At 73.5% G+C, this 20,209-nt stretch carries 15 protein-coding genes; 2 read left to right on the forward strand and 13 right to left on the reverse strand.

The annotated features are described in order from the left end of the window. Positions 1-15: 15 nt before the first annotated feature. From recX to ABH925_RS04070, 4 genes are all read right to left on the reverse strand, one after another. Positions 16-714, reverse strand: a complete 699-nt coding sequence (recX, locus tag ABH925_RS04055) for a recombination regulator RecX (protein WP_370145372.1) — start codon at positions 712-714, stop codon at positions 16-18. A 13-nt stretch (positions 715-727) separates the two neighbouring features. Continuing rightward, positions 728-1,912 carry a recombinase RecA gene (recA, locus tag ABH925_RS04060; protein ID WP_370145374.1) on the reverse strand — a complete coding sequence of 395 codons (1,185 nt, stop codon included), beginning with the start codon at positions 1,910-1,912 and terminating at the stop codon, positions 728-730. Between the two features lie 245 nt (positions 1,913-2,157). Further along, positions 2,158-2,352 carry a DUF3046 domain-containing protein gene (locus tag ABH925_RS04065; protein ID WP_370145375.1) on the reverse strand — a complete coding sequence of 65 codons (195 nt, stop codon included), beginning with the start codon at positions 2,350-2,352 and terminating at the stop codon, positions 2,158-2,160. 15 nt (positions 2,353-2,367) lie between these two features. Continuing rightward, entirely contained in the window at positions 2,368-3,966 is a 1,599-nt protein-coding gene (locus ABH925_RS04070) for an MFS transporter (protein WP_370145376.1), read from the reverse strand. Positions 3,967-4,168: 202 nt separating this feature from the next. On the opposite strand from ABH925_RS04070, the gene ABH925_RS04075 reads away from it, so the two are divergent. Beyond that, a complete protein-coding gene (locus ABH925_RS04075; protein WP_370145378.1) occupies positions 4,169-4,801 on the forward strand; it encodes a TetR/AcrR family transcriptional regulator in 633 nt (210 codons plus the stop codon). Between the two features lie 35 nt (positions 4,802-4,836). Here the strand turns inward: ABH925_RS04075 and ABH925_RS04080 are convergent, their stop codons facing one another. Further along, positions 4,837-6,390 (reverse strand): S8 family serine peptidase, encoded by a 1,554-nt coding sequence (locus tag ABH925_RS04080; RefSeq protein ID WP_370145379.1) that lies wholly within the window; start codon positions 6,388-6,390, stop codon positions 4,837-4,839. 170 nt (positions 6,391-6,560) lie between these two features. Here ABH925_RS04080 and ABH925_RS04085 point away from each other — a divergent pair, with 170 nt between their 5' ends. Then, on the forward strand, positions 6,561-11,306 hold the full coding sequence (locus ABH925_RS04085) for a DEAD/DEAH box helicase (protein WP_370145380.1): 4,746 nt from the start codon (positions 6,561-6,563) through the stop codon (positions 11,304-11,306). Positions 11,307-11,324: 18 nt separating this feature from the next. Here ABH925_RS04085 and ABH925_RS04090 read toward each other — a convergent pair whose 3' ends face one another. The 8 genes from ABH925_RS04090 to ABH925_RS04125 all read right to left on the reverse strand — a co-directional run bounded on the left by ABH925_RS04090 (position 11,325) and on the right by ABH925_RS04125 (position 20,074). After that, a complete protein-coding gene (locus ABH925_RS04090; protein WP_370145381.1) occupies positions 11,325-11,552 on the reverse strand; it encodes a hypothetical protein in 228 nt (75 codons plus the stop codon). A 183-nt stretch (positions 11,553-11,735) separates the two neighbouring features. Next, positions 11,736-12,092 (reverse strand): helix-turn-helix domain-containing protein, encoded by a 357-nt coding sequence (locus ABH925_RS04095; protein WP_370145382.1) that lies wholly within the window; start codon positions 12,090-12,092, stop codon positions 11,736-11,738. 192 nt (positions 12,093-12,284) lie between these two features. After that, positions 12,285-12,791, reverse strand: coding sequence for a CinA family protein (locus tag ABH925_RS04100; RefSeq protein WP_370145384.1), 507 nt, complete (start codon positions 12,789-12,791; stop codon positions 12,285-12,287). Then, the gene (gene pgsA / locus ABH925_RS04105) at positions 12,788-13,510 is read right to left on the reverse strand and encodes a CDP-diacylglycerol--glycerol-3-phosphate 3-phosphatidyltransferase (protein ID WP_370145385.1); all 723 of its coding nucleotides are present in this window, start codon (positions 13,508-13,510) and stop codon (positions 12,788-12,790) included. Before pgsA ends, ABH925_RS04100 begins: the two co-directional genes overlap by 4 nt. Continuing rightward, positions 13,507-15,033: a 30S ribosomal protein S12 methylthiotransferase RimO gene (gene rimO, locus ABH925_RS04110; protein ID WP_370145386.1), complete on the reverse strand. Its 1,527-nt coding sequence runs from the start codon at positions 15,031-15,033 to the stop codon at positions 13,507-13,509. The genes pgsA and rimO overlap by 4 nt, the downstream gene beginning before the upstream one ends. A gap of 117 nt (positions 15,034-15,150) precedes the next feature. Beyond that, a complete protein-coding gene (locus tag ABH925_RS04115) occupies positions 15,151-15,921 on the reverse strand; it encodes a RodZ domain-containing protein (RefSeq protein ID WP_370145427.1) in 771 nt (256 codons plus the stop codon). Positions 15,922-16,403: 482 nt separating this feature from the next. Beyond that, complete coding sequence (locus ABH925_RS04120; RefSeq protein ID WP_370145387.1) at positions 16,404-19,283, reverse strand: DNA translocase FtsK 4TM domain-containing protein; 2,880 nt, start codon at positions 19,281-19,283, stop codon at positions 16,404-16,406. An 83-nt stretch (positions 19,284-19,366) separates the two neighbouring features. Beyond that, a complete protein-coding gene (locus tag ABH925_RS04125; protein ID WP_370145388.1) occupies positions 19,367-20,074 on the reverse strand; it encodes a two-component system response regulator in 708 nt (235 codons plus the stop codon). Positions 20,075-20,209: the final 135 nt, after the last annotated feature.

Below are 20,209 nucleotides of genomic sequence, written 5' to 3' on the forward strand. Positions count from 1 at the left end.
TCGTCATGAGGCCGGTCACTCCTCGTCCTCGGACCAAGCGGACTTCTCGCGCTCGTACCCGGCCTCCTCGTGCTCGGCCCGGTCCGCGTCCACCGCCTCGCGCACCACGCGCAGGGCCAGCCCCTCGGGATAGCCGCGCCGGGCGAGCATCCCGGCGAGCCGGCGGATCCGGACCTGGCGGTCCAGCCCCCGCGTGGAACGGAGCTTGCGGCGCACCAGCTCCCGCGCCGTCTCGGCTTCCTGCTCCGGGTCGAGCCGGTCCACCGCCTCGGCGACCACCGCGGCGTCGACACCCCGGCTGCGCAGTTCCCTGGACAGCGCCCGGCGGGCCAGCCCCCGGCTGCGCTGCCGCGACTCCACCCAGGCGTCGGCGAAGGCGGCGTCGTCGATCAGCCCGACCTCCTCGTAGCGGGAGAGGACCTCGTCGATGACCTCCTCCGGCAGTTCGCGCTTGCGCATGGCGTCGACCAGCTGACGGCGGGTTCGCGGTGATCCGGTCAGCAGCCGCAGGCACAGCGCCCGCGCCCGCGCGGCCGGATCCGCCGGCTCGGCCGGAGCCCTCTCGGGGCCCGGCTCCCCGTGCGGGTCCGGATCCGGATCGGCCGCCGGGTCGGTGGGGAGCAGCTCGAACTGCTCCCCACCGTCGCCGCTGGCACACCAGTCGCGCGGCCCCCAGGCGTCGCGCGCCGGCTGCTGCGGATATGTCCCGGTCATCGCCGTCGGGCCGTCAGGACTTCGCCGCCGTTACCGGCTCGGCCGGCTCGGCCACCGGGGTGGCCGGCGTGGCCGGGGTGGCGGGAATCGCCGGGGCGGCGGCCGCGGCCGCGGCGGCCTTCGCCTTGCTGGCGCGGGTGGTGACCGACTTGACGACCGGGGTGATCTCCTTGACCACGGGCTCGCCGTCGCCCTCGACGCGGCGCGGACCGACGCCCAGCTTCTCCTTGATCTTCTTCTCGATCTCGTCGGCGAGGTCCGGGTTGTCCCGCAGGAAGTTGCGGGCGTTCTCCTTGCCCTGGCCGAGCTGGTCGCCCTCGTAGGTGTACCAGGCGCCGGCCTTGCGGACGAAGCCCTGCTCCACACCCATGTCGATCAGTCCGCCCTCACGGCTGATGCCCTGGCCGTAGATGATGTCGAACTCGGCCTGCTTGAACGGCGAGGCGACCTTGTTCTTGACCACCTTCACCCGGGTGCGGTTGCCGACCGCCTCGGTGCCGTCCTTCAGCGTCTCGATCCGGCGGATGTCCAGCCGCACCGAGGCGTAGAACTTCAGCGCCCGGCCACCGGTGGTGGTCTCCGGGGAGCCGAACATCACGCCGACCTTCTCACGGAGCTGGTTGATGAAGATCGCGGTGGTCTTGGACTGGCTCAGCGCACCGGTGATCTTGCGCAGCGCCTGGCTCATCAGCCGGGCCTGCAGACCGACGTGCGAGTCGCCCATCTCGCCCTCGATCTCGGCGCGGGGCACCAGCGCCGCCACCGAGTCGATCACGATCAGGTCGACCGCGCCGGAGCGGATCAGCATGTCGGTGATCTCCAGCGCCTGCTCACCGGTGTCCGGCTGGGAGACCAGCAGGGCGTCGGTGTCCACGCCGAGCTTCTTGGCGTAGTCGGGGTCGAGCGCGTGCTCGGCGTCGATGAAGGCGACGATGCCGCCCGCCTTCTGCGCGTTGGCGACCGCGTGCAGGGTGAGCGTGGTCTTGCCGGAGGACTCCGGACCGTAGACCTCGACCACCCGGCCGCGCGGCAGGCCGCCGACGCCGAGGGCGATGTCCAGTGCGATCGAGCCGGTCGGGATGACCTCGATCGGGGCCCGCGCCTCGTCGCCGAGGCGCATCACCGAGCCCTTGCCGAACTGCCGTTCAATCTGGGCGAGCGCGGTCTCAAGGGCCCGCTCGCGGTCGTTCGCTGCCATGGATTCCGTCCTGGGGGTCTGTGCTGAGCGCTTCATCACGAAAGACGCTAGCGCGCACCACTGACAATCGACCCCTGACCGGGCGTAGGCCTGTGGATAACTCGCTGCACCCCAGTATAGGGAACGCCAGTTCGATTACCGCTCAAGGCCACGCCGTTTTCTCTTCACTCCCACCCCTCACCGCTCCCACCTGCGACTTCCCCAGTCACAGCGCCCCGGAGCCGGCCCTGCGCGGACCACGCGGGTCAGCGCAGCGCGGCCGGGACGTCCATCGACGTGCACACCACGCGCCACACGTCCTTCGCCTCCCAGCCGGCGTCCAGCGCCTCCCGCACGGTCCGCCCACCGAGCTCGGACATCACATGGTCGCCGGCGAAGCTCTCCGCGTACGCCGGGCCGAAGTGGGCGTTCATCCTGTTCCAGAACTCCGTCAGCCGCATGTCCCCCAGTATCGGTCACACCGCCTGCGGCACGGCCTCCGCTCCGGCGAGCGCGCTCTCGTGCAGGTCCCGGCGGCTGATCATCGTGAAGCCGATCAGCGCGGCGACCGCCGCGACTCCGCCGCAGCAGAGCACGACCAGGTCCAGGCCGTGCACGAAGGCGGTCCGGGCCGCCTCGGCGACCGGCTGGGCCAGTCCCCGGGGCAGGGACCGGGCCAGCTGGTCGCCCGCCCCGGCCGCCACGCCCTTGCCGAACTCCTGCGCCTGCGAGCCGAGTCGGCCGCCCGCGGCCGAGGCCGCGAAGGAACTCGCGACCCGGTTCTGGAACATCGCCCCGAACGCGGCGATCCCGATCGCCACGCCGACCTGCTGGAAGGTCTCGCCCATACCGGCCGCCATCCCGGCCCGCCCGGGCTCGACGACGGCGATGGACAGCGACGCCCGGGGCGGGTTGAACATGCCCATCCCGGCGCCGGTCACGATCATGCTGGGCAGCAGCGCCGTCCACGAGCTGTGCACCCCGACCAGGGTGATCAGCGCCAGCCCGGTGGCCAGCAGCGTCAGCGACACCCCCATCAGCACGCGCGGCGGCACCACGACGGTGAGGCTGCCGGTGACGGCGGCGGCCACGAAGAGCGTGAGCGTCAGTGGCAGGAAGCGCAGCCCGGTCTCCCACGGCGAGTAGCCCAGAACGTTCTGTACATAGGAGACCTGCAGGAAGATCGTGGCCATCCCGGCGGCGTTGGCGAACAGGGTCGCCGCCGAGACGCCGATGAAGGTGCGAATCCGGAAGAGGCTCAGGTCGAGCATCGCGTCGGCCCCGGCCCGGCGCTCGATCACCACGAACAGCGCCAGCAGCGCGGCGGCGCCGGTGAACATGGCCAGGATGGGCGCGCTGGTCCAGCCCTCCGCCTCACCCCGCAGGAAGCCGAGGACCAGCAGGCTCAGCGCGGCCGAGAACACGGTGACCCCGGCCCAGTCCACCCGGTGCGCTCCGGGCTCGGCGGACTCCCGGATCCGCAGCGCGCCCAGCAGCATCGCGACGATCCCGATCGGGACGTTGACGAAGAAGATCCAGCGCCAGCTGAGCCCGTCGGTCAGGCCGCCGCCGATCAGCGGCCCGAACGCGATGGCCAGCCCGGAGACCCCGCCGAAGACCCCGAAGGCCATGGCCCGGTCCTTGCCCCGGAACTCCTGACCGAGCAGCGCCGGGCCGACCGCGAACAGGACGGCCGCACCGACGCCCTGGGCGCCGCGGGCGAGGTTGAGTTCGAGGATGCCGGGCGCGGCGCCCGCCGCCAGCGAGGACAGGGTGAAGATTGCGAATCCGGCGATGAAGACCCGCTTGCGGCCCAGCCGGTCGGCCAGCGAGCCACCGGTGAGCAGCAGTGCGGCAAGGGTCAGCGCATAGGCGTCGAGTACCCACTGCAGGTCGGAGAAGCCGGCGTGGAGGCTGGTGCGCAGCTCGGGCAGGGCGACGTTCACCACGGTGAGGTCGAGCATCAGCATGAAGGTGGCGATCGAGATGATCGCCAGGGTCCACCAGCGGTTGCTCCCGGGCGCGGCTTCGGCCGCCTCCCCGGGAGCGTGCTCGGTGACGGTGACGGCAGACATGGCTGTCCCCTTGAAAGGTTGGGAGATCCGGAGGTGTGCGGGACGTCGGCGGACGGGCACGACGAAGTGCGCAATAATGCGAGTGATAGCTCGTGTTATCTGCTCCGAGAATACGAGCACTCGCTCGCATTAGTCAACGAGCCTAGACTTGCCCGAGATCAGCGCCAGGACGGCAGCCACAGCGGCACGGCGGGAGGAAGCGATGACGCAGAGCGGGACCGAGGCCGCGCCCAGGCGGCGACAGGCACGCGGCGAGCGCCGCATCGCCGAGCTGCTGGACGCCGCCGGGGCGGTGTTCGCCGAGTTCGGCTACTCCGCCACCACGACCAACGCCATCGCGGCCCGCGCGGGCGTCTCCCCCGGCACGCTGTACCAGTACTTCCCCAACAAGGACGCCATGGCCGACGCCCTGGCCGAGCGCTTCGCCGTGCAGCTGCACGAGCTCACGCAGCTCATGCTCGTGCCGGGGCTGACCGAACTGCCGCTGGACCAGTTGCTGGAGCGGGTACTCGAACCGCTGTACCGGTTCCATGTGGAGAACCCGGCCTGCCCGGTGCTGTTCATGGGCCCGGACGTACCGCAGCGACTGGCCGACGCCCATGCGCCGTTGCACGCGGCGATGGTGGCCGAGGTCACGGCGCTGATCGCCGCGCTGGCCCCACAGCTCTCCGCGGAGACCCTGAATCGCGCGGCGCACGTCACGGCGATGACGTTCAAGGGCCTGCTGCCGCTGATCATGGCCGTCACCCCGGAGGAACGGCCGGCGATGCACGCCGAGGTCACCCGGGTGTTCCTCGGCTACATCACCCTGGTGATCGCCGCACCCGGCCCGTAGTCACCGGACGGGAGCCCGCGGCGGACGGCACCGCGCTACTGGGTCGGGCGCTCGACCAGGCCGTAGCCGTAGTACGCCGCGCCGGGGCAGCCGGACCCGCCGACCTGGCCGGAAGGGCAGTCCATCGGCAGTGCCGACTGCTCCAGCAACCGTGCCAGCTCCGCCGATCCAGCGGCCGGATGCAGCGCCGCCTCCACCGCCGCCGCCGCACTCACGTGCGCGGCCGCCATCGACGTACCCGCCAGCGCGGCGTACCCGCCGCCCGGCCAGTCCGAGACCACGGCCTGGTCGGTGCCACCGTCGGGGTCGCCGCCGGGCGCGGCCAACTGCACCCGCCGCTGCCCCCAGTTGGAGTACCCGGCAAGGCTGCCGTCGGCGTCCACCGCGGTGACGTCCAGGACGCCGGGCAGCCCGCCGGGGAGCCGGACGCACTCCGGCCCCAGCCGCCTGGTCCGCGGAGCCACCCCTTGGGGCCTGTCGTTGGGGCTGCGGTCGTCCGTCCTGGCCGCGCCGAGGTCCTGGGCGTCGTTCCCGGCCGAGGCGACCACCACCGCGCCCCTGCTCTGGGCGTACGCGACGGCCCGGCCGACGGCGGCGGTGACGGCGGCCTGGTCCGGGTCCTCCGGGCAGTTGTACTTCCACGGGTCGGCGAAGTAGCTGTTGTTGATCACCCGGGCGCCGTGGTCGGCGGCCCAGAGGAAGCCGCAGACCAGGTTCTCGCCGTAGTACTGACCGGCTGAGCCGAGCAGCCGCACCGCGGCGATCCGCACCCCGGCGGCGACCCCGGCCACCCCGTCGCCGGCACGGTTCGCGCCGATGATGCCGCTGACATGGGTGCCGTGTCCGCTCTCGCCGACCGACGGGTCGGGCCGCCACGCACCGGGGCGGGTGTCGGGGGTGCCGTCCACGCAGGCGGCCGAGCGGTTCGGGTCGACGGCGCCGCGCAGGTCCGGATGGGTGTCGTCGACCCCCGAGTCCAGCACCGCCACGACCACTCCGTGCAGGCTCGACGCCAGGGCGGCGGCGGCCCGGCCCCGGGCCCCCGCCAGCACGGTCACCATCCGCTGGTTCCACTGCTGCCGACCGTGCGGGTCGGGAGCGGCGGGGATGTCGTCAGCCGGACCGCGGGCCGGTCCGGCGTCACCGCCCGCCACGCCCCCGCGAGCCGCGTCACCCCGGGCTGCCGCGTGGGCGGTCGACGCGGGGGTGGGCGGCTGCGGCACGCCGGCCGCGTTGCCGCCGAGGCCGGTCCCCGCGTCGGGCAGCGGTGCGGTCCTGGTCGCACCCGCCCCGAGCACGCCGGGGGCGCTGCGCACCCGGGCCACGAAGTCCGTCCCGGAACCGTAGCCGAGGGCCACGCCGATCTGCGGGTACTCGCGCACCAGCCGGCCCCCGGCGGCGCGGACGGCCGAACCGGCCGCGATCGCGCCGGCCGCCCCCGGGTCCCGCCCCAGCACCAGATAGCTCAGAGCCGGCTGCGCACTCCCGCCGACATACGGCACCGCGCCGCTCAGTAGCAGTCCGACCACCAGCAGCACCACGGTGCACCGGCCGAACACCACGGCATGACTCCAGCGCTGCTGCCGCACCCATGCCTCCCTGCCTCGCCGGCCCCCGAGCCAGGGCGGGGATATTAATTACGATATGAGCTGATATCGGATCCCGCTTCCCGCACCCGCGTACGTCCGCAGCTGGCCCGCCGGTCGGCCGGGTCGCCGGCGCGGCCGCGTTGTCAGTGCGGCGGTGCACCATGGGGGGCATGGCCGACCGCACCCCTCCCCGTCCCGCCGAGCGCGACCCGCTGGCGGGCTTCGGCGCGCCCGCGCGCGCCTGGTTCAGCGGCGCGTTCCCGGCGCCCACCGCCGCCCAGGCCGGGGCCTGGCAGGCCATCAGCGAGGGTTCCGACGTGCTGGTGGTGGCCCCGACCGGCTCCGGCAAGACGCTCGCGGCCTTCCTGTCCGCACTGGACCGGCTCTCGGTCACCCCGCCGCCGGCCGAGGCGGTGAAGCGCTGCCGGGTGGTCTACGTGTCGCCACTCAAGGCACTGGCCGTGGACGTGCAGCGCAATCTGCGCGCCCCGCTCGCCGGGCTGCGCCAGGCGGCGGTCCGGCTGGGCCTGCCCGAGCCGGAGATCGAGGTCGGCATCCGTTCGGGCGACACTCCCCCGGCCGAGCGGCGCCGCTTCGCCACCCGTCCACCGGACGTCCTGATCACCACCCCGGAGTCGCTGTTCCTGATCCTCACCTCCGCCGCCCGTGAGGCGCTGCGCGGTGTGGACACGGTGATCCTCGACGAGGTCCACGCCGTGGCCGGGACCAAGCGCGGCGCGCATCTGGCGCTCTCGCTGGAACGGCTGGACCGGCTGCTGACCGTCCCTGCGCGCCGGATCGGCCTGTCCGCGACCGTGCGCCCGGTCGACGAGGTGGCCCGGTTCCTCAGCCCGCAGCGCAAGGTGACGATCGTTCAGCCGCCGTCCGAGAAGCGCTTCGACCTGTCGGTGGTGGTCCCGGTCGAGGACCTCGGCGAACTGTCCGGCGGCCGGCCCGACGCCGATGAGCCCGAGCGCAACGCCTCCATCTGGCCGCATGTCGAGGAGCGCATCGCCGACCTGGTCCAGGCGCACCGCTCCACCATCGTCTTCGCCAACTCCCGCCGCCTCGCCGAGCGCCTCTGCGGCCGGCTCAACGAGATCGCCCAGCAGCGCGCCACCGGCGAGTCCCCGCCTCAGTCGCACGCCCCGGCGCAGCTGATGGCGCAGGCGGGCGTCGCCCACGGAGCCCCTCCGGTGCTGGCGCGCGCACACCACGGCTCGGTCTCCAAGGAGCAGCGCGCCGACGTCGAGGAGCAGCTGAAGTCCGGCCGGCTGCCGGCCGTGGTGGCCACCTCCAGTCTGGAGCTGGGCATCGACATGGGCGCCGTCGACCTGGTCGTCCAGGTCGAGTCACCCCCTTCGGTGGCCTCCGGCCTGCAGCGCGTCGGCCGGGCCGGACACCAGGTCGGGGCGGTGTCCACCGGCGTCGTCTTCCCCAAGTACCGGGGCGACCTGGTGCAGTCCGCCGTGGTCACCGAGCGGATGCGCGCCGGCGCCATCGAGTCGCTGCGGGTCCCGCGCAACCCCCTGGACGTGCTGGCCCAGCAGATCGTCGCGATGACCGCGCTGGACGTCTGGGACGTGGACGAGCTGCTCGCGGTGGTGCGCCGCGCGGCTCCTTTCGCCGCCCTGCCGCAGTCCGCGTTCGAGGCGGTCCTGGACATGCTGGCCGGCCGCTACCCCTCGGACGCCTTCGCCGAGCTGCGCCCGCGCGTCGTCTGGGACCGGGTGGCCGGTACCGTCACCGGCCGGCCCGGTGCGCAGCGGCTGGCGGTCACCTCCGGCGGCACCATTCCGGACCGCGGCCTGTTCGGCGTCTTCCTGGCCGGGCACGGCGCGGGCGGCGGAAAGACCGACGGCGATGGCGGCGGCACCGGCGGGCGCCGCAAGGGCGGTGGCCGGGTCGGCGAGCTGGACGAGGAGATGGTGTACGAGTCGCGGGTCGGCGACGTGTTCACCCTGGGCACCACCTCCTGGCGGATCGAGGACATCACCCATGACCAGGTGCTGGTCTCCCCCGCCCCGGGCGTCCCCGGGAAGCTGCCGTTCTGGCACGGCGACTCGCTCGGCCGGCCGCTGGAGCTCGGCCGGGCCGTCGGCGGATTCCTGCGCGAGCTCGGCGGGCTGACCCCGGAGCGGGCGACCACCCGGCTGCGGGCGGCGGGACTGGACGACTGGGCCGCGTCCAATCTGCTCGCCTACCTGGCCGAGCAGCGGAAGGCCACCGGCCACCTCCCGGACGACCGGACCATCGTGGTGGAGCGCTTCCGCGACGAGCTGGGCGACTGGCGCGTGGTGGTGCACTCCCCGTTCGGGGCCCAGGTGCACGCCCCCTGGGCCCTGGCGCTCGGCGCCCGGCTGGCCGAGAAGCACGGCCTGGACGCACAGGTGATGCACGCCGACGACGGCATCGTGCTGCGGCTGCCGGACGCCGACATGATGGACTTTCCGGACCTGGACCCGAGGGACTTCCCCGACCCCGGGACCGACCCCCGGACCACCTCCGGCACCGACGGCGGCCCCGACGCCGGCTCCGTACCGGCCACCGCCGCCGACGAGGCGCCGATCGGCGCGGAGGCCACCGTCTTCGACCCGGAACAGATCGAACAGACCGTCACCGACCAGGTCGGCGGCTCCGCCCTGTTCGCCGCCCGGTTCCGCGAGTGCGCCGCCCGCGCGCTGCTGCTGCCCCGGCGCAGCCCCGGCCGTCGCACCCCGCTCTGGCAGCAGCGCCAGCGCTCCGCCCAGCTGCTGCAGGTCGCCAGCGAGTTCGGCTCCTTCCCGATCGTGCTGGAGGCGGTCCGCGAGTGCCTGCAGGACGTCTTCGACGTACCGGGCCTGGTCGAGCTGATGCGGGACATCGAGTCCCGCCGGGTCCGCCTGGTCGAGGTCACCACACCGGAGCCGTCGCCGTTCGCCCGCTCGCTGCTCTTCGGCTACGTCGCCCAGTTCCTCTACGAGGGCGACTCCCCGCTCGCCGAGCGCCGCGCGGCCGCCCTGGCCCTGGACTCCCGGCTGCTGGCCGAACTGCTGGGCCAGGCCGAGCTGCGCGAGCTGCTCGACCCGGCCGCGCTGGCCGAACTGGAGGCCGAGTTGCAGCGGCTCACCCCGGAGCGCCGGATCAGGGACACCGAGGGCCTGGCCGACGCGCTGCGGCTGCTCGGCCCGCTCTCACCGGCCGAACTCGCCGAACGCGGCTGCGCCCCCGACTGGCCCGCCGAGCTGGCCGCCGCGCGCCGGATCATCGAGGTCAGGATCGCCGGTGAACAGCGCTGGGCCGCGGTCGAGGACGCCGGGCGGTTGCGCGACGCGCTGGGCACCCCCCTGCCGGTCGGCGTCCCGGAGGCCTTCACCGAGCCGGTCAGGGAGCCGCTCGGCGATCTGCTGGCCCGTCACGCCCGCACCCACGGCCCGTTCACCGTCGCCGACACCGCCGCCCGCTTCGGCCTCGGCCCGGCCGTGGTCCAGGGCGCACTGCAGCGGCTGGCCGCGACCGGACGCCTGGTCCAGGGCGAGTTCCGCCCCGGCGGCACCGGCGCCGAGTGGTGCGACGCCGAGGTGCTGCGGCGGCTACGGCGGCGCTCACTGGCCGCCCTGCGGCACGAGGTCGAGCCGGTGCCGCCGCGCGCCCTCGCCGCGTACCTGCCGCAGTGGCAGCATCTGGGCAGCCACCGGCTGCGCGGCATCGACGGGCTGCTCCGGGCGGTCGAGCAGTTGCAGGGCGCGCTGGTGCCCGCGTCCGCGCTGGAGCGGATGGTGCTGCCGTCCCGGGTAGCCGACTACCACCCGGGCATGCTGGACGAGCTGACCAGCGCCGGCGAGGTGCTCTGGACCGGCGCTGGGGCACTGCCCGGCAAGGACGGCTGGATCGCACTCTGCCCGGCCGACAGCGCGCCGCTGCTGCTGGCCGCCCCGCTGCCGCTGGAGACCGGCCCGCTGCACCGGGCGATACTGGCCGCACTGGCGCCCGGGTACGGCCTGTTCGAGCGTCAGATCGCCGAGGAGGTGGGCCGGCAGGGCCTCACCGCCACCCGCGCCGAGCTGGCCACCGCACTGTGGGACCTGACCTGGGCCGGGCACCTGAGCAATGACACCCTGGGCCCGCTGCGCGCCCTGCTCGGTTCCGGGCGCACCGCGGGCTCCACCGCCCACCGGGCGCCCAGGGCCGTCCCGCGCGGCCGGTACGGCACCGGCAGGCCGACACCCCGCGCCGCCACCGACCCGACCACCGCCGGGCGCTGGTCGCTGCTGCCGGGGCGGCCGGCCGATCCGACCCAGCGCGCCCACGCGCTGGCGCAGACCCTGCTGGACCGCCACGGTGTGGTCACCCGCGGCGCGGTGCAGGCGGAGCGGGCCGCCGGCGGCTTCGCCGCGGTCTACCGGGTGCTCTCGGCCTTCGAGGAGAACGGCAGGACCCGGCGCGGCTACGTGGTCGAGGGGCTCGGCGCGGCCCAGTTCGCCGGTGACGGGGCCATCGACCGGCTTCGGGCGGTGAACAACGCCCTGGAGTCCGCGGTGCCGTCCGGCCGGGACGGCGGCCCGTCGGCCTTCGTGCTGGCCGCCGCCGACCCCGCCAACGCCTACGGGGCCGCTCTGCCCTGGCCCGAGTCCCCGGCGGGCCCATCGGTCGGCCACAAGCCGGGCCGCAAGGCCGGCTCCCTGGTGGTGCTGCTGGACGGCGAGCTCGCCTGCTACCTGGAGCGCGGCGGCAGGTCCATGCTCGCGTGGCTCACCGACCCGGACTCGCTGCGGCACGCCGCCACCGCACTGACCCGTGCCTCGCAGGACGGCAGCCTCCCGGCGCTCACCATCGAACGGATCAACGGCGAGCCGGCGCTGACCTCCCCGCTCAGCGGGGCGTTCGAGACGGCCGGCTTCCACCCCACGCCGCGCGGCCTCCGGCTGCGCGCCTAGCTCCTCGCCCCCGGGCGGTCAGCCGCGAGGCCGGGGCCGCTTCGCGCGCGGACGGAAGCGGGCGCTGTGCACCGGCAGCAGCGTCAGCGTCCAGCCGCCGGCGAAGAGCAGGCCCACGCCGGCGTCGCCGTCCAGCAGACCACCGCCCAGCAGACCGGAGAGCAGCAGCGCCCACAGGGCGGCGCTCAGCAGAAGTGACACACCCCACAGCAGCGGGCTGCGGCGCGGAAGGGCGGGCAGCCTCACGGACGAACACCTCGCGATCCCGGCAGGCGACAGGACAGAAGTTTCATCGTAGCGACAAACCGACATTCCGCCCGGACGCCGCAGAGCTCAGCGCAGGCCGGAAAGCGGGGCAGGCCGGAAACGGAGTGCGCCGGTGGCTCCCGCTGGAGAACACGCGGGGCACCGGCGCCACACACCGTGCAGTCAGGCCGCGACGACGTCCATCGCGCTGGCCTTGGGTACCAGGGACGGCATTCGGTCGGGCGCACCCGCGGGTACCGGGACGGGCTCGACCAGGACCGGGCGTACCGGCTCGCTGGCGGCCAGCTCGGCGAGCGACAGCTCGTCGCTGACCTCGCGCATGACCTCGGACATCCGCACGTCCAAGGCGTCACAGATGGCGGAGAGCAGTTCGGAGGACGCTTCCTTCTGGCCGCGCTCCACCTCGGAGAGGTAGCCCAGCGAGACCCGTGCGGCAGCAGAGACCTCGCGCAGGGTGCGGCCCTGGCGCTGGCGCTGCCGACGCAGCACGTCACCCAACAGACGACGGAGCAGGATCATCGGTGGCTCCCTCCTTGGACCGCGGCTCGAGACGTCACTGCCCCACCGTACCGCTTGGCCCGCGTCGCGTGCGGGGAGCCTGGTCGTGTTCACTCTGGGCTGTATCCATAGCCCCTCCCCTGCCGTTCGCGGTATGGACGCTCGATCTTCGCGGTTCCCTACTTGTTCTTATGCCCGGTGGGAACGCCATCACTAACCCGCAACCCGGTCCGAAGCACGGTCCAGAACCTGGCACAGCAGTTCCACGGCGGCCGCCGCGGCAGCGCTCCGGACCTGCTCGCGGGTCCCGGGCTCGGCCAGCGAAACGGTCAGCACTGCGTCCGGTCCGGCCACGGCGACGTAGGCGGTGCCCACCGCCTTGCCGTCCTGCGGTTCGGGTCCGGCCACACCGGTGGTCGCCACCCCGTAGTCCGCGCCCATCAGCCGCCGCACGCCCTGGGCCATCTGCACGGCCACCTCCGGGTCCACCGCGCCGCGCTGGTCGAGCAGGGAGCGGTCCACGCCGAGGACCGAGCCTTTGAGATCGGTCGCATAGGCGGTCACCGACCCGCGGAAGCTCCGCGAGGCACCCGGGACGTCGACGAACCAGCCGGCCACCAGGCCACCGGTGAGCGACTCCGCCACGGCCACGGTCGCGCCCAGCTGTTCCAGCCGGCGCAGTGCCCGCGCGGCCGGAGTCGGCGTCGGCTCCACGCTCATCCCGCCGCCTCCTCCTGCTTCCCGTGGTTCTCCCGCGCGCTCCCGGCACGCTCCCTGGCCAGGCCCGCGCGCCGCAGCACCACCGCCTGCCGGACGTAGTCGAGACCGGTGACCACGGTGAGGACCACCGCGAGCCCCATCACCCAGGCACGCGCGCCGGCCAGCGGCCCGGTCAGCACCAACACGTACATGCCCACGGCGATTCCCTGGGTGAGCGTCTTCAGCTTGCCGCCGCGGCTGGCCGGGATCACCCCGTGCCGGATCACCCAGAAACGCATCAGGGTGATCCCGATCTCCCGGGTGAGGATCACGATGGTCACCCACCAGGGCAGGTCGCCCAGCGCGGAGAGGGCCACCAGCGCGGTACCCATGATCGCCTTGTCCGCGATCGGGTCCGCGATCTTGCCGAAGTCGCTGACCAGATCCATCCGCCGGGCCAGCTCGCCGTCGAACAGGTCGGTGATCATGGCGATGGCGAACGAGGCCCAGGCGACCGCGCGCCATTTGGGATCGTGCCCGCCGTTCGCCAGCAGCAGCGCGGCGAAGACCGGGACGATCAGCAGCCGCAGCATGGTCAGCAGATTGGGGATGTTCCACAGGCTCGGCGCCGGGCGCGCTCCGGCCGCGGCCGCGGCGCCGTCGGGGCGCGACGGATGCGCTCCCGCGGCGCCTCCGGCGGCCCCGGCGGCTCTGGCTCCCCCCTCGGCGCCTTGGATCACGCGTCCACCCCGACCACCGCACGGACCTCCGCGATCAGGTCGACGCCCTCGCTCGCCACCACCACGGCCTCGACCAGGTCGCCGACCCGCACGTGGTCGAGCGGGCCGGTCAGCGAGGTGATGCCGTCGGTCTCCGGTGCCTGGTGCGCGGCCCGGCCGACCACCGAGCCGTCCTCGTCCTCGTCGACGGACTCGACCAGGACCGTCACCACGCTGCCGACCCGCTCCTCGGCGCGCTGCGCGGTCATCTCCTCGGCGAGCCTGGTGATCCGGGCCAGGCGCTCGGCCACGACGTCCTCGGGCAGCTTGCCCTCGTAGCCGGCGGCCTCGGTGCCGTCCTCGTCGGAGTAGCCGAAGACGCCGATGGCGTCGAGCCTGGCGTGGGTGAGGAACCGTTCCAGCTCCGCCAGGTCGGCCTCGGTCTCGCCGGGGAAGCCGACAATGAAGTTGGAGCGGGCGCCGGCCTCGGGGGCCTTGGCCCGGATCTCGTCCAGCAGCGTGAGGAACCGGTCGGTGTCGCCGAACCGCCGCATCCGGCGCAGCACGTTGGCGGCCGAGTGCTGGAACGACAGGTCGAAGTACGGCATCACCCCGGGGGTGGTGGTGAGCGCCTCGATCAGGCCGGGACGCATCTCGGCCGGCTGCAGGTAGCTCACCCGGATCCGCTCGACGCCCTCGATCGCCGCCAGCTCCGGCAGCAGCGTCTCCAGCAGCCGGATGTCGCCGAGGTCCTTGCCGTAGGAGGTGTTGTTCTCGCTGACCAGCATCACCTCGCGGACACCCTGCTCGGCCAGCCAGCGGGTCTCGTTCAGCACGTCCGAGGGACGACGCGAGAGGAAGGAGCCGCGGAAGGCGGGGATGGCGCAGAAGCTGCAGCGCCGGTCGCAGCCGGAGGCCAGCTTGACCGAGGCGACCGGGCTGTCGTCGAGCCGGCGGCGCAGCATGCGCGGACCGGAGGCCGGGGCGACGCCGTCCGGGAGGTCGGGGATCGGCGTGTTGCCGTCGGCGCTCTCGTCGACGACCGTCGTGTCGGCGACCGGCTCGGCGCCGTGGCCGGGGACCGCCACCGCACCGGCGCCCGCGGCCTGCTGCCGCTCGACCGGGCTGAGCGGCAGCAGCTTGCGCCGGTCCCGGGGGGCGTGCGAGGTGTGGTGGCCGCCGGCCAGGATGGTCTGCAGGCGGTCGGTGATGTCCGCGTAGTCGTCGAAGCCGAGTACCGCGTCGGCCTCGGGCAGCGCCTCGGCGAGTTCCCTGCCGTAACGCTCGGCCATGCAGCCGACCGCGACCACGGCCTGGGTGCGGCCGTGGCCCTTGAGGTCGTTGGCCTCCAGCAGGGCGTCGACCGAGTCCTTCTTGGCGGCCTCGACGAAGCCGCAGGTGTTCACCACGGCGACGTCGGCGTCGGCGGCGTCCTGGACCAGCTCCCAGCCGTCGGCCTCCAGACGCCCGGCGAGTTCCTCGGAATCCACCTCGTTGCGGGCGCATCCAAGCGTGACAAGGGCGACTGTGCGGCGTTCGGGCATGTCGCCAAGGTTACCGAGGTTTTCGACCGCGTGACGCGGACCCGGCCCGCGACGCCGTAGTGGATCATCCGCCAGGCCTTCGACCTGGGGCTCCACCACGGCGCCGGGCGGGCGGACTCAGCCCGCCTGCGGGTCGCCGGGGGTGTAGGTGGCGTTGACCACCTGCCCGCTCTGTCCCACCTTGCCCAGGTCCTTGCCGTTCACCCAGACGTGCGCCGCTCCGCCGTCACCGAGGACGATCTTCAGCTGTTTGGGATCGTTGAACGTCTGCGAGGACCCCTGGGCCAGGGTCTGCTGGTAGAGGGTCTTGCCCTCGCTGTTCTTGACCAGCAGCCAGGTGTCGCCGGACTCGGCGCTCACCTTCAGGGTGACCTGGCCCGCCGGAGCGGCCGCCACCGCACTGGGCTTGACCGCCAGGGGCGTCTGCGGCGCCGGGTGCAGGGTGGGCGCGGTCACCGTGGGCGCCGGGACCGCGGCCTGCGCGACCGGGGTCCGGTTCTTGCCACTGGCCAGGTTGAAGCCGATGACGGCGACCACCACGACGATCGCGGCGATCATCGCCCCGGTCCAGTTCGGCCGGCGGCGCTCGGAGCGGATCCGCTCCCCGTCGAACAGCGGAACCGGACGGGCCGACGCCGGAGACCCGCCGTGGGCGTCGTCGTAGCGGGCGACCAGCGGGTCGCCGTCGACACCGACCGCGCGGGCGATGGAGCGGATGTGGCCACGGGCGTAGAAGTCCCCGCCGCAGCGGGTGAAGTCGTCCTCTTCGATGGCGTGGATGATCGGCACCCGGACCCGGGTCCGCGCGCTGATCTCCTCGACCGTCAGATCCGCGGCCAGCCGCGCGGTGCCGAGCACCGTGCCGATCGACGGCTCCGACGCGGTCACCGGCTCGGCCGGGGGCGCGGTCCGGTCCGGGGTCCGGAAGACCTGGGCCTGGGCGCGTGCCGAGGTGGTGGACGGCGCCGGCGCCTCCGCCTTGGCCTTGGCGGCCGCCGCCTGAGCCTTGGCGGCCTTCGCGGTCCGCGCAGCGGTCTCAGTCGTCGTCGTGCTGGGTCGAGCAGTTCGGCCGGGGTCTCCGGAAGGGGACTTGCCGATGGTCACAATGGCGCCTTTCGAGCGTTGGCCATCTACTGCTGCGGCTCCTTTGCGGAACCGGGTGTTTCAGTCTAGGGCGCGACCCTGCGGAGGTATCAAGCCGGATACCGCCGAAAGTGCGTTCAGGTCGCCGAGGGGATGCCGAGGGGATGCCGAGGCCTTCGTCCGGCCACCGTACGCGCTGGTGACGGCCGCTCAGGAGAGCGGAACCGTATGGGTCGCCCCTACCCGGTCAACGGCGGTCCATGCGTATGCGATGCGCCCGGCCCCGGTCATTCCCCCCGGAGAGTGAGCAGCACGGCGTCCAGCTCGTCGGGCTGCACCAGCACGTCGCGGGCCTTGGACCCCTCGCTGGGCCCGACGATCCCCCGCGACTCCATCAGGTCCATCAGCCGCCCGGCCTTGGCGAAGCCCACCCGCAGCTTGCGCTGCAGCATCGACGTCGAACCGAACTGCGTGGAGACGACCAACTCGGCGGCCTGGACCAGCAGGTCCATGTCGTCGCCGATCTCCTCGTCGATCTCCTTACGGGGCGCGCTGCCCACCGTGACGTCCGCGCGGTAGGCGGTCTGCGTCTGCGCCTTGCAGTGGTCGACGACGGCCGCGATCTCCTCCTCGGTGACGAAGGCGCCCTGCATCCGGACCGGCTTGCCCGCTCCCATCGGCAGGAACAGCGCGTCGCCCTTGCCGATCAGCTTCTCGGCGCCGGGCTGGTCCAGGATGACCCGGCTGTCGGCCAGCGAGGAGGTGGCGAACGCCAGCCGGGACGGGACGTTGGCCTTGATCAGGCCGGTCACCACGTCCACGCTGGGTCGCTGGGTCGCCAGCACCAGGTGGATCCCGGCGGCCCGGGCCAGCTGGGTGATCCGGACGATGGAGTCCTCGACGTCGCGCGGCGCGACCATCATCAGGTCCGCCAGCTCGTCCACGATCACCAGCAGGTACGGGTAGGGCTCCAGCACCCGCTCGCTGCCCGGCAGCGGCTGGGCCTTGCCGGACCGGACCGCCTTGTTGAAGTCGTCCACATGGCGGAAGCCGAACGCGGCCAGGTCGTCGTAGCGCAGGTCCATCTCGCGCACGACCCACTGCAGCGCCTCGGCGGCCTTCTTGGGGTTGGTGATGATCGGGGTGATCAGGTGCGGCACACCCTCGTACGCCGTCAGTTCGACCCGCTTGGGGTCGACCAGGACCAGCCGTACCTCGTCGGGCGTCGCCCGCATCAGGATCGAGGTGATCAGGCAGTTGATGCAGGAGGACTTGCCCGCGCCGGTGGCTCCGGCGACCAGGATGTGCGGCATCTTCGCCAGGTTGGCGACGCTGGTCTGCCCCTCGACGTCCTTGCCCATCCCGACGATCATCGGGTGCGGGTCGCCGGTGGCGACCGGTGAGCGCAGCAGGTCGCCGAGGTTCACCATCTCCCGGTCGGTGTTGGGGATCTCGATGCCGACCGCGGACTTGCCCGGGATCGGGCTGATGATCCGCACGTCCGGGCTGGCCACCGCATAGGCGATGTTGCGGGCCAGCGCCGTGATCCGCTCGACCTTGACGGCCAGGCCCAGCTCCACCTCGTAGCGGGTGACCGTCGGCCCCCGGGTGAAGCCGGTCACGGCCGCGTCGACCTTGAACTCGGCGAAGACGTTGGTCAGCGCGGCCACGACGTCGTCGTTGGCCTTGCTGCGGGCCTTGCCCGGGCCGCCGCGGGTGAGCAGGTCGGGCGAGGGCAGCTGGTAGCTGTTGTCGGCGGGCAGCCGCAGCTGCTCGGAGCGCAGCGGCGGGATGCCGCCGTCGACGGCCTCCCCCGGGGCGTCCTCCCGGCGGGCCGGCGGTACCGCGGCGTCCTCGGCGGCGTCTTGAACTGCGCCGTCCTGACCTGTGCCGTCCTGAACGGTGCCGGCCTGCGCCGCACCGATCCGGTCCTGGAGCGGAGCCTGCTTGTCGAGCGAGGTGACCGGGGGCGCGACGCTGTCGCTCGGCGGCGTGCGGTCCTTCACCCGGCCCAGGACGTCGGCCAGCGTGGACGAGGGCTGGACCCCGTGCAGCACCGCGCCGTCCAGCGCGGCGGCCGCGGCGGCGGCCACGTCGATCGGGTCGAGACCGCCCGGCGCGAGCCCGTCGGGCGCCAGGTCCGGCTCCGCCGCCGCGCCCTGACGGCGGCGCGGCCGACGGCGGGCCGGCGGCGCGGCGACCGCGCCCTCCGCCTCCAGCCGCTCGCGCTTGGCCAGCAGGGCGGCACGTTCGTCCGGGGTTCCCGGTTCGCCCTCGAAGTCGGCGCCGAGGCCGAGTCCGTCGAGACCGCCGTCGAACTCCTCGCCGTCCGGCCCGAACGGGTCCTGCTCCGGGAGCTGCGGCTCGATCAGGCCCAGCCGGGTGCCCAGCAGGCGCAAGCGCTGCGGGATCTGGTTGACCGGGGTGGCGGTGACCACCAGCAGCCCGAAGAAGGTGACCAGCAGCAGCAGCGGCACCGCGAGCGCGGGTCCGGCCGCCTCCATCAGCGGCCGGGAGGCGGCCAGGCCGATCAGCCCGCCGGCGCTGCGGATCTGGCTGGCTCCGGCGTTCAGGGACGGTGCGCCGGAGCCGATGTGGATCAGGCCGAGGACGCCGAAGATGAGCGTGCCCAGGCCGATGACGATCCGTCCGTTGGCCTCCGGGCGTTCCGGATGACGCATCAGCCGGATCGCGAGCCCACCGAGCAGGACCGGGACCAGCACCGCCAGCCGGCCGAAGGCGCCCATCACCACGTTGGTGACCGCGATGCCGAGCCAGCCCTGCGGATCCGACCAGGAGCCGGCCGCGACCAGCAGCGCCAGCGCGATCAGCAGCAGCGCCAGACCGTCCTTGCGGTGCGCCGGGTGCAGCCCCTTGGCGCCGTCGCCCACGCCCCTGGCCATGGCCCCGACGCCGTGCGCGATGCCGAGCCAGCTGCCGCGCACGGCGCGGTAGGGCATCGGCTTGGGCGGCGCGGGCGGGGGCGCGGCGGCGGCCTTCCTGGCGGCGGCCTTCCTGGCCGGGGCCGCCTTGGCGGGGGCCTTCTTCGCGGCCGCCGGTTTGGCCGGGGCCTTCTTGGCGGCGGCCTTCGCCGGTCCGGCGGCAGCCTTCTTCGCCGACCCCGTGCCACGGGTCTGCGAGCCGCTTCCGGACATGCGTGTAGCCATGGGCCTCAGGTTACCGGTGGTGTTGGGGGCGCGACATGCGCCGCGAGGGCTTCACGCGTGTCGGGCTGTCAGTTGCCGCGGTGTCAGTTGCTGCTGCCGGCGGCCGCGGTGCCGGTGCCGGGTTCCAGCGCGTCCAGGGCCCGGCGCAGTCCGGACAGCTTGCGTTCCAGGTGGGTGGCCGTGGCCAGGGCCGCCGGGTCCGCGTTCTCGTCCAACTGCTTGGTCAGCGCCTCGGCCTGCTCCTCGACCGCCGCCAGCCGCGCGGACAGCTCGGCGAGCACCCCGCTGGCGCCCGGACGGCGGGTCAGGTCGTCGGCGGCGGCGTTGCCGCCGTTGCTCCTCCGGGGCCCCGACCCGTCCGCGCCCAGCTGCAGCCGCAGCAGCGCGGCCTGCTCCTTGAGCTGACAGTTCTTCATGTAGAGCTCGACGAACACGGACACCTTGGCGCGCAGCACCCAGGGGTCGAACGGCTTGGAGATGTAGTCCACCGCGCCGGCCGCGTAGCCGCGGAAGGTGTGGTGCGGGCCGTGGTTGATCGCGGTGAGGAAGATGATCGGGATGTCCCTGGTCCGCTCCCGGCGCTTGATGTGCGCGGCGGTCTCGAAGCCGTCCATCCCGGGCATCTGCACGTCCAGCAGGATGACCGCGAAGTCGTCGGTGAGCAGCGCCTTCAGCGCCTCCTCCCCGGAGGACGCACGGACCAGGGTCTGGTCCAGCGCCGAGAGGATCGCCTCCAGCGCCAGCAGGTTCTCCGGTCGGTCGTCGACCAGGAGGATCTTGGCCTTCTGCACTGCGGCCCGCCCTCCTCGCCCCGGTACGGATCCGGTCGACGTCCCATGGACCGGCGCGGATGCGCCGCCCGTTCCGGTCACGCTTCCGGTCGTGCTCGTCACGGTCATGCTAGCCGCACCTCACTGCCCGCCACC

This window comes from Streptacidiphilus sp. EB129 (assembly GCF_041262645.1).
In the GTDB taxonomy this organism is placed as follows: domain Bacteria; phylum Actinomycetota; class Actinomycetes; order Streptomycetales; family Streptomycetaceae; genus Streptacidiphilus.

Bases quoted from the DNA above. Each gene is read 5' to 3' on its own strand.
- ABH925_RS04070 (WP_370145376.1), bottom strand. From the start codon at position 3,966: ATGTCTGCCGTCACCGTCACCGAGCACGCTCCCGGGGAGGCGGCCGAA.
- ABH925_RS04120 (WP_370145387.1), bottom strand. From the start codon at position 19,283: ATGGCTACACGCATGTCCGGAAGCGGCTCGCAGACCCGTGGCACGGGG.
- ABH925_RS04100 (WP_370145384.1), bottom strand. From the start codon at position 12,791: ATGAGCGTGGAGCCGACGCCGACTCCGGCCGCGCGGGCACTGCGCCGG.
- ABH925_RS04085 (WP_370145380.1), top strand. From the start codon at position 6,561: ATGGCCGACCGCACCCCTCCCCGTCCCGCCGAGCGCGACCCGCTGGCG.
- recX (WP_370145372.1), bottom strand. From the start codon at position 714: ATGACCGGGACATATCCGCAGCAGCCGGCGCGCGACGCCTGGGGGCCG.
- ABH925_RS04065 (WP_370145375.1), bottom strand. From the start codon at position 2,352: ATGCGGCTGACGGAGTTCTGGAACAGGATGAACGCCCACTTCGGCCCG.
- ABH925_RS04075 (WP_370145378.1), top strand. From the start codon at position 4,169: ATGACGCAGAGCGGGACCGAGGCCGCGCCCAGGCGGCGACAGGCACGC.
- ABH925_RS04095 (WP_370145382.1), bottom strand. From the start codon at position 12,092: ATGATCCTGCTCCGTCGTCTGTTGGGTGACGTGCTGCGTCGGCAGCGC.
- recA (WP_370145374.1), bottom strand. From the start codon at position 1,912: ATGGCAGCGAACGACCGCGAGCGGGCCCTTGAGACCGCGCTCGCCCAG.
- rimO (WP_370145386.1), bottom strand. From the start codon at position 15,033: ATGCCCGAACGCCGCACAGTCGCCCTTGTCACGCTTGGATGCGCCCGC.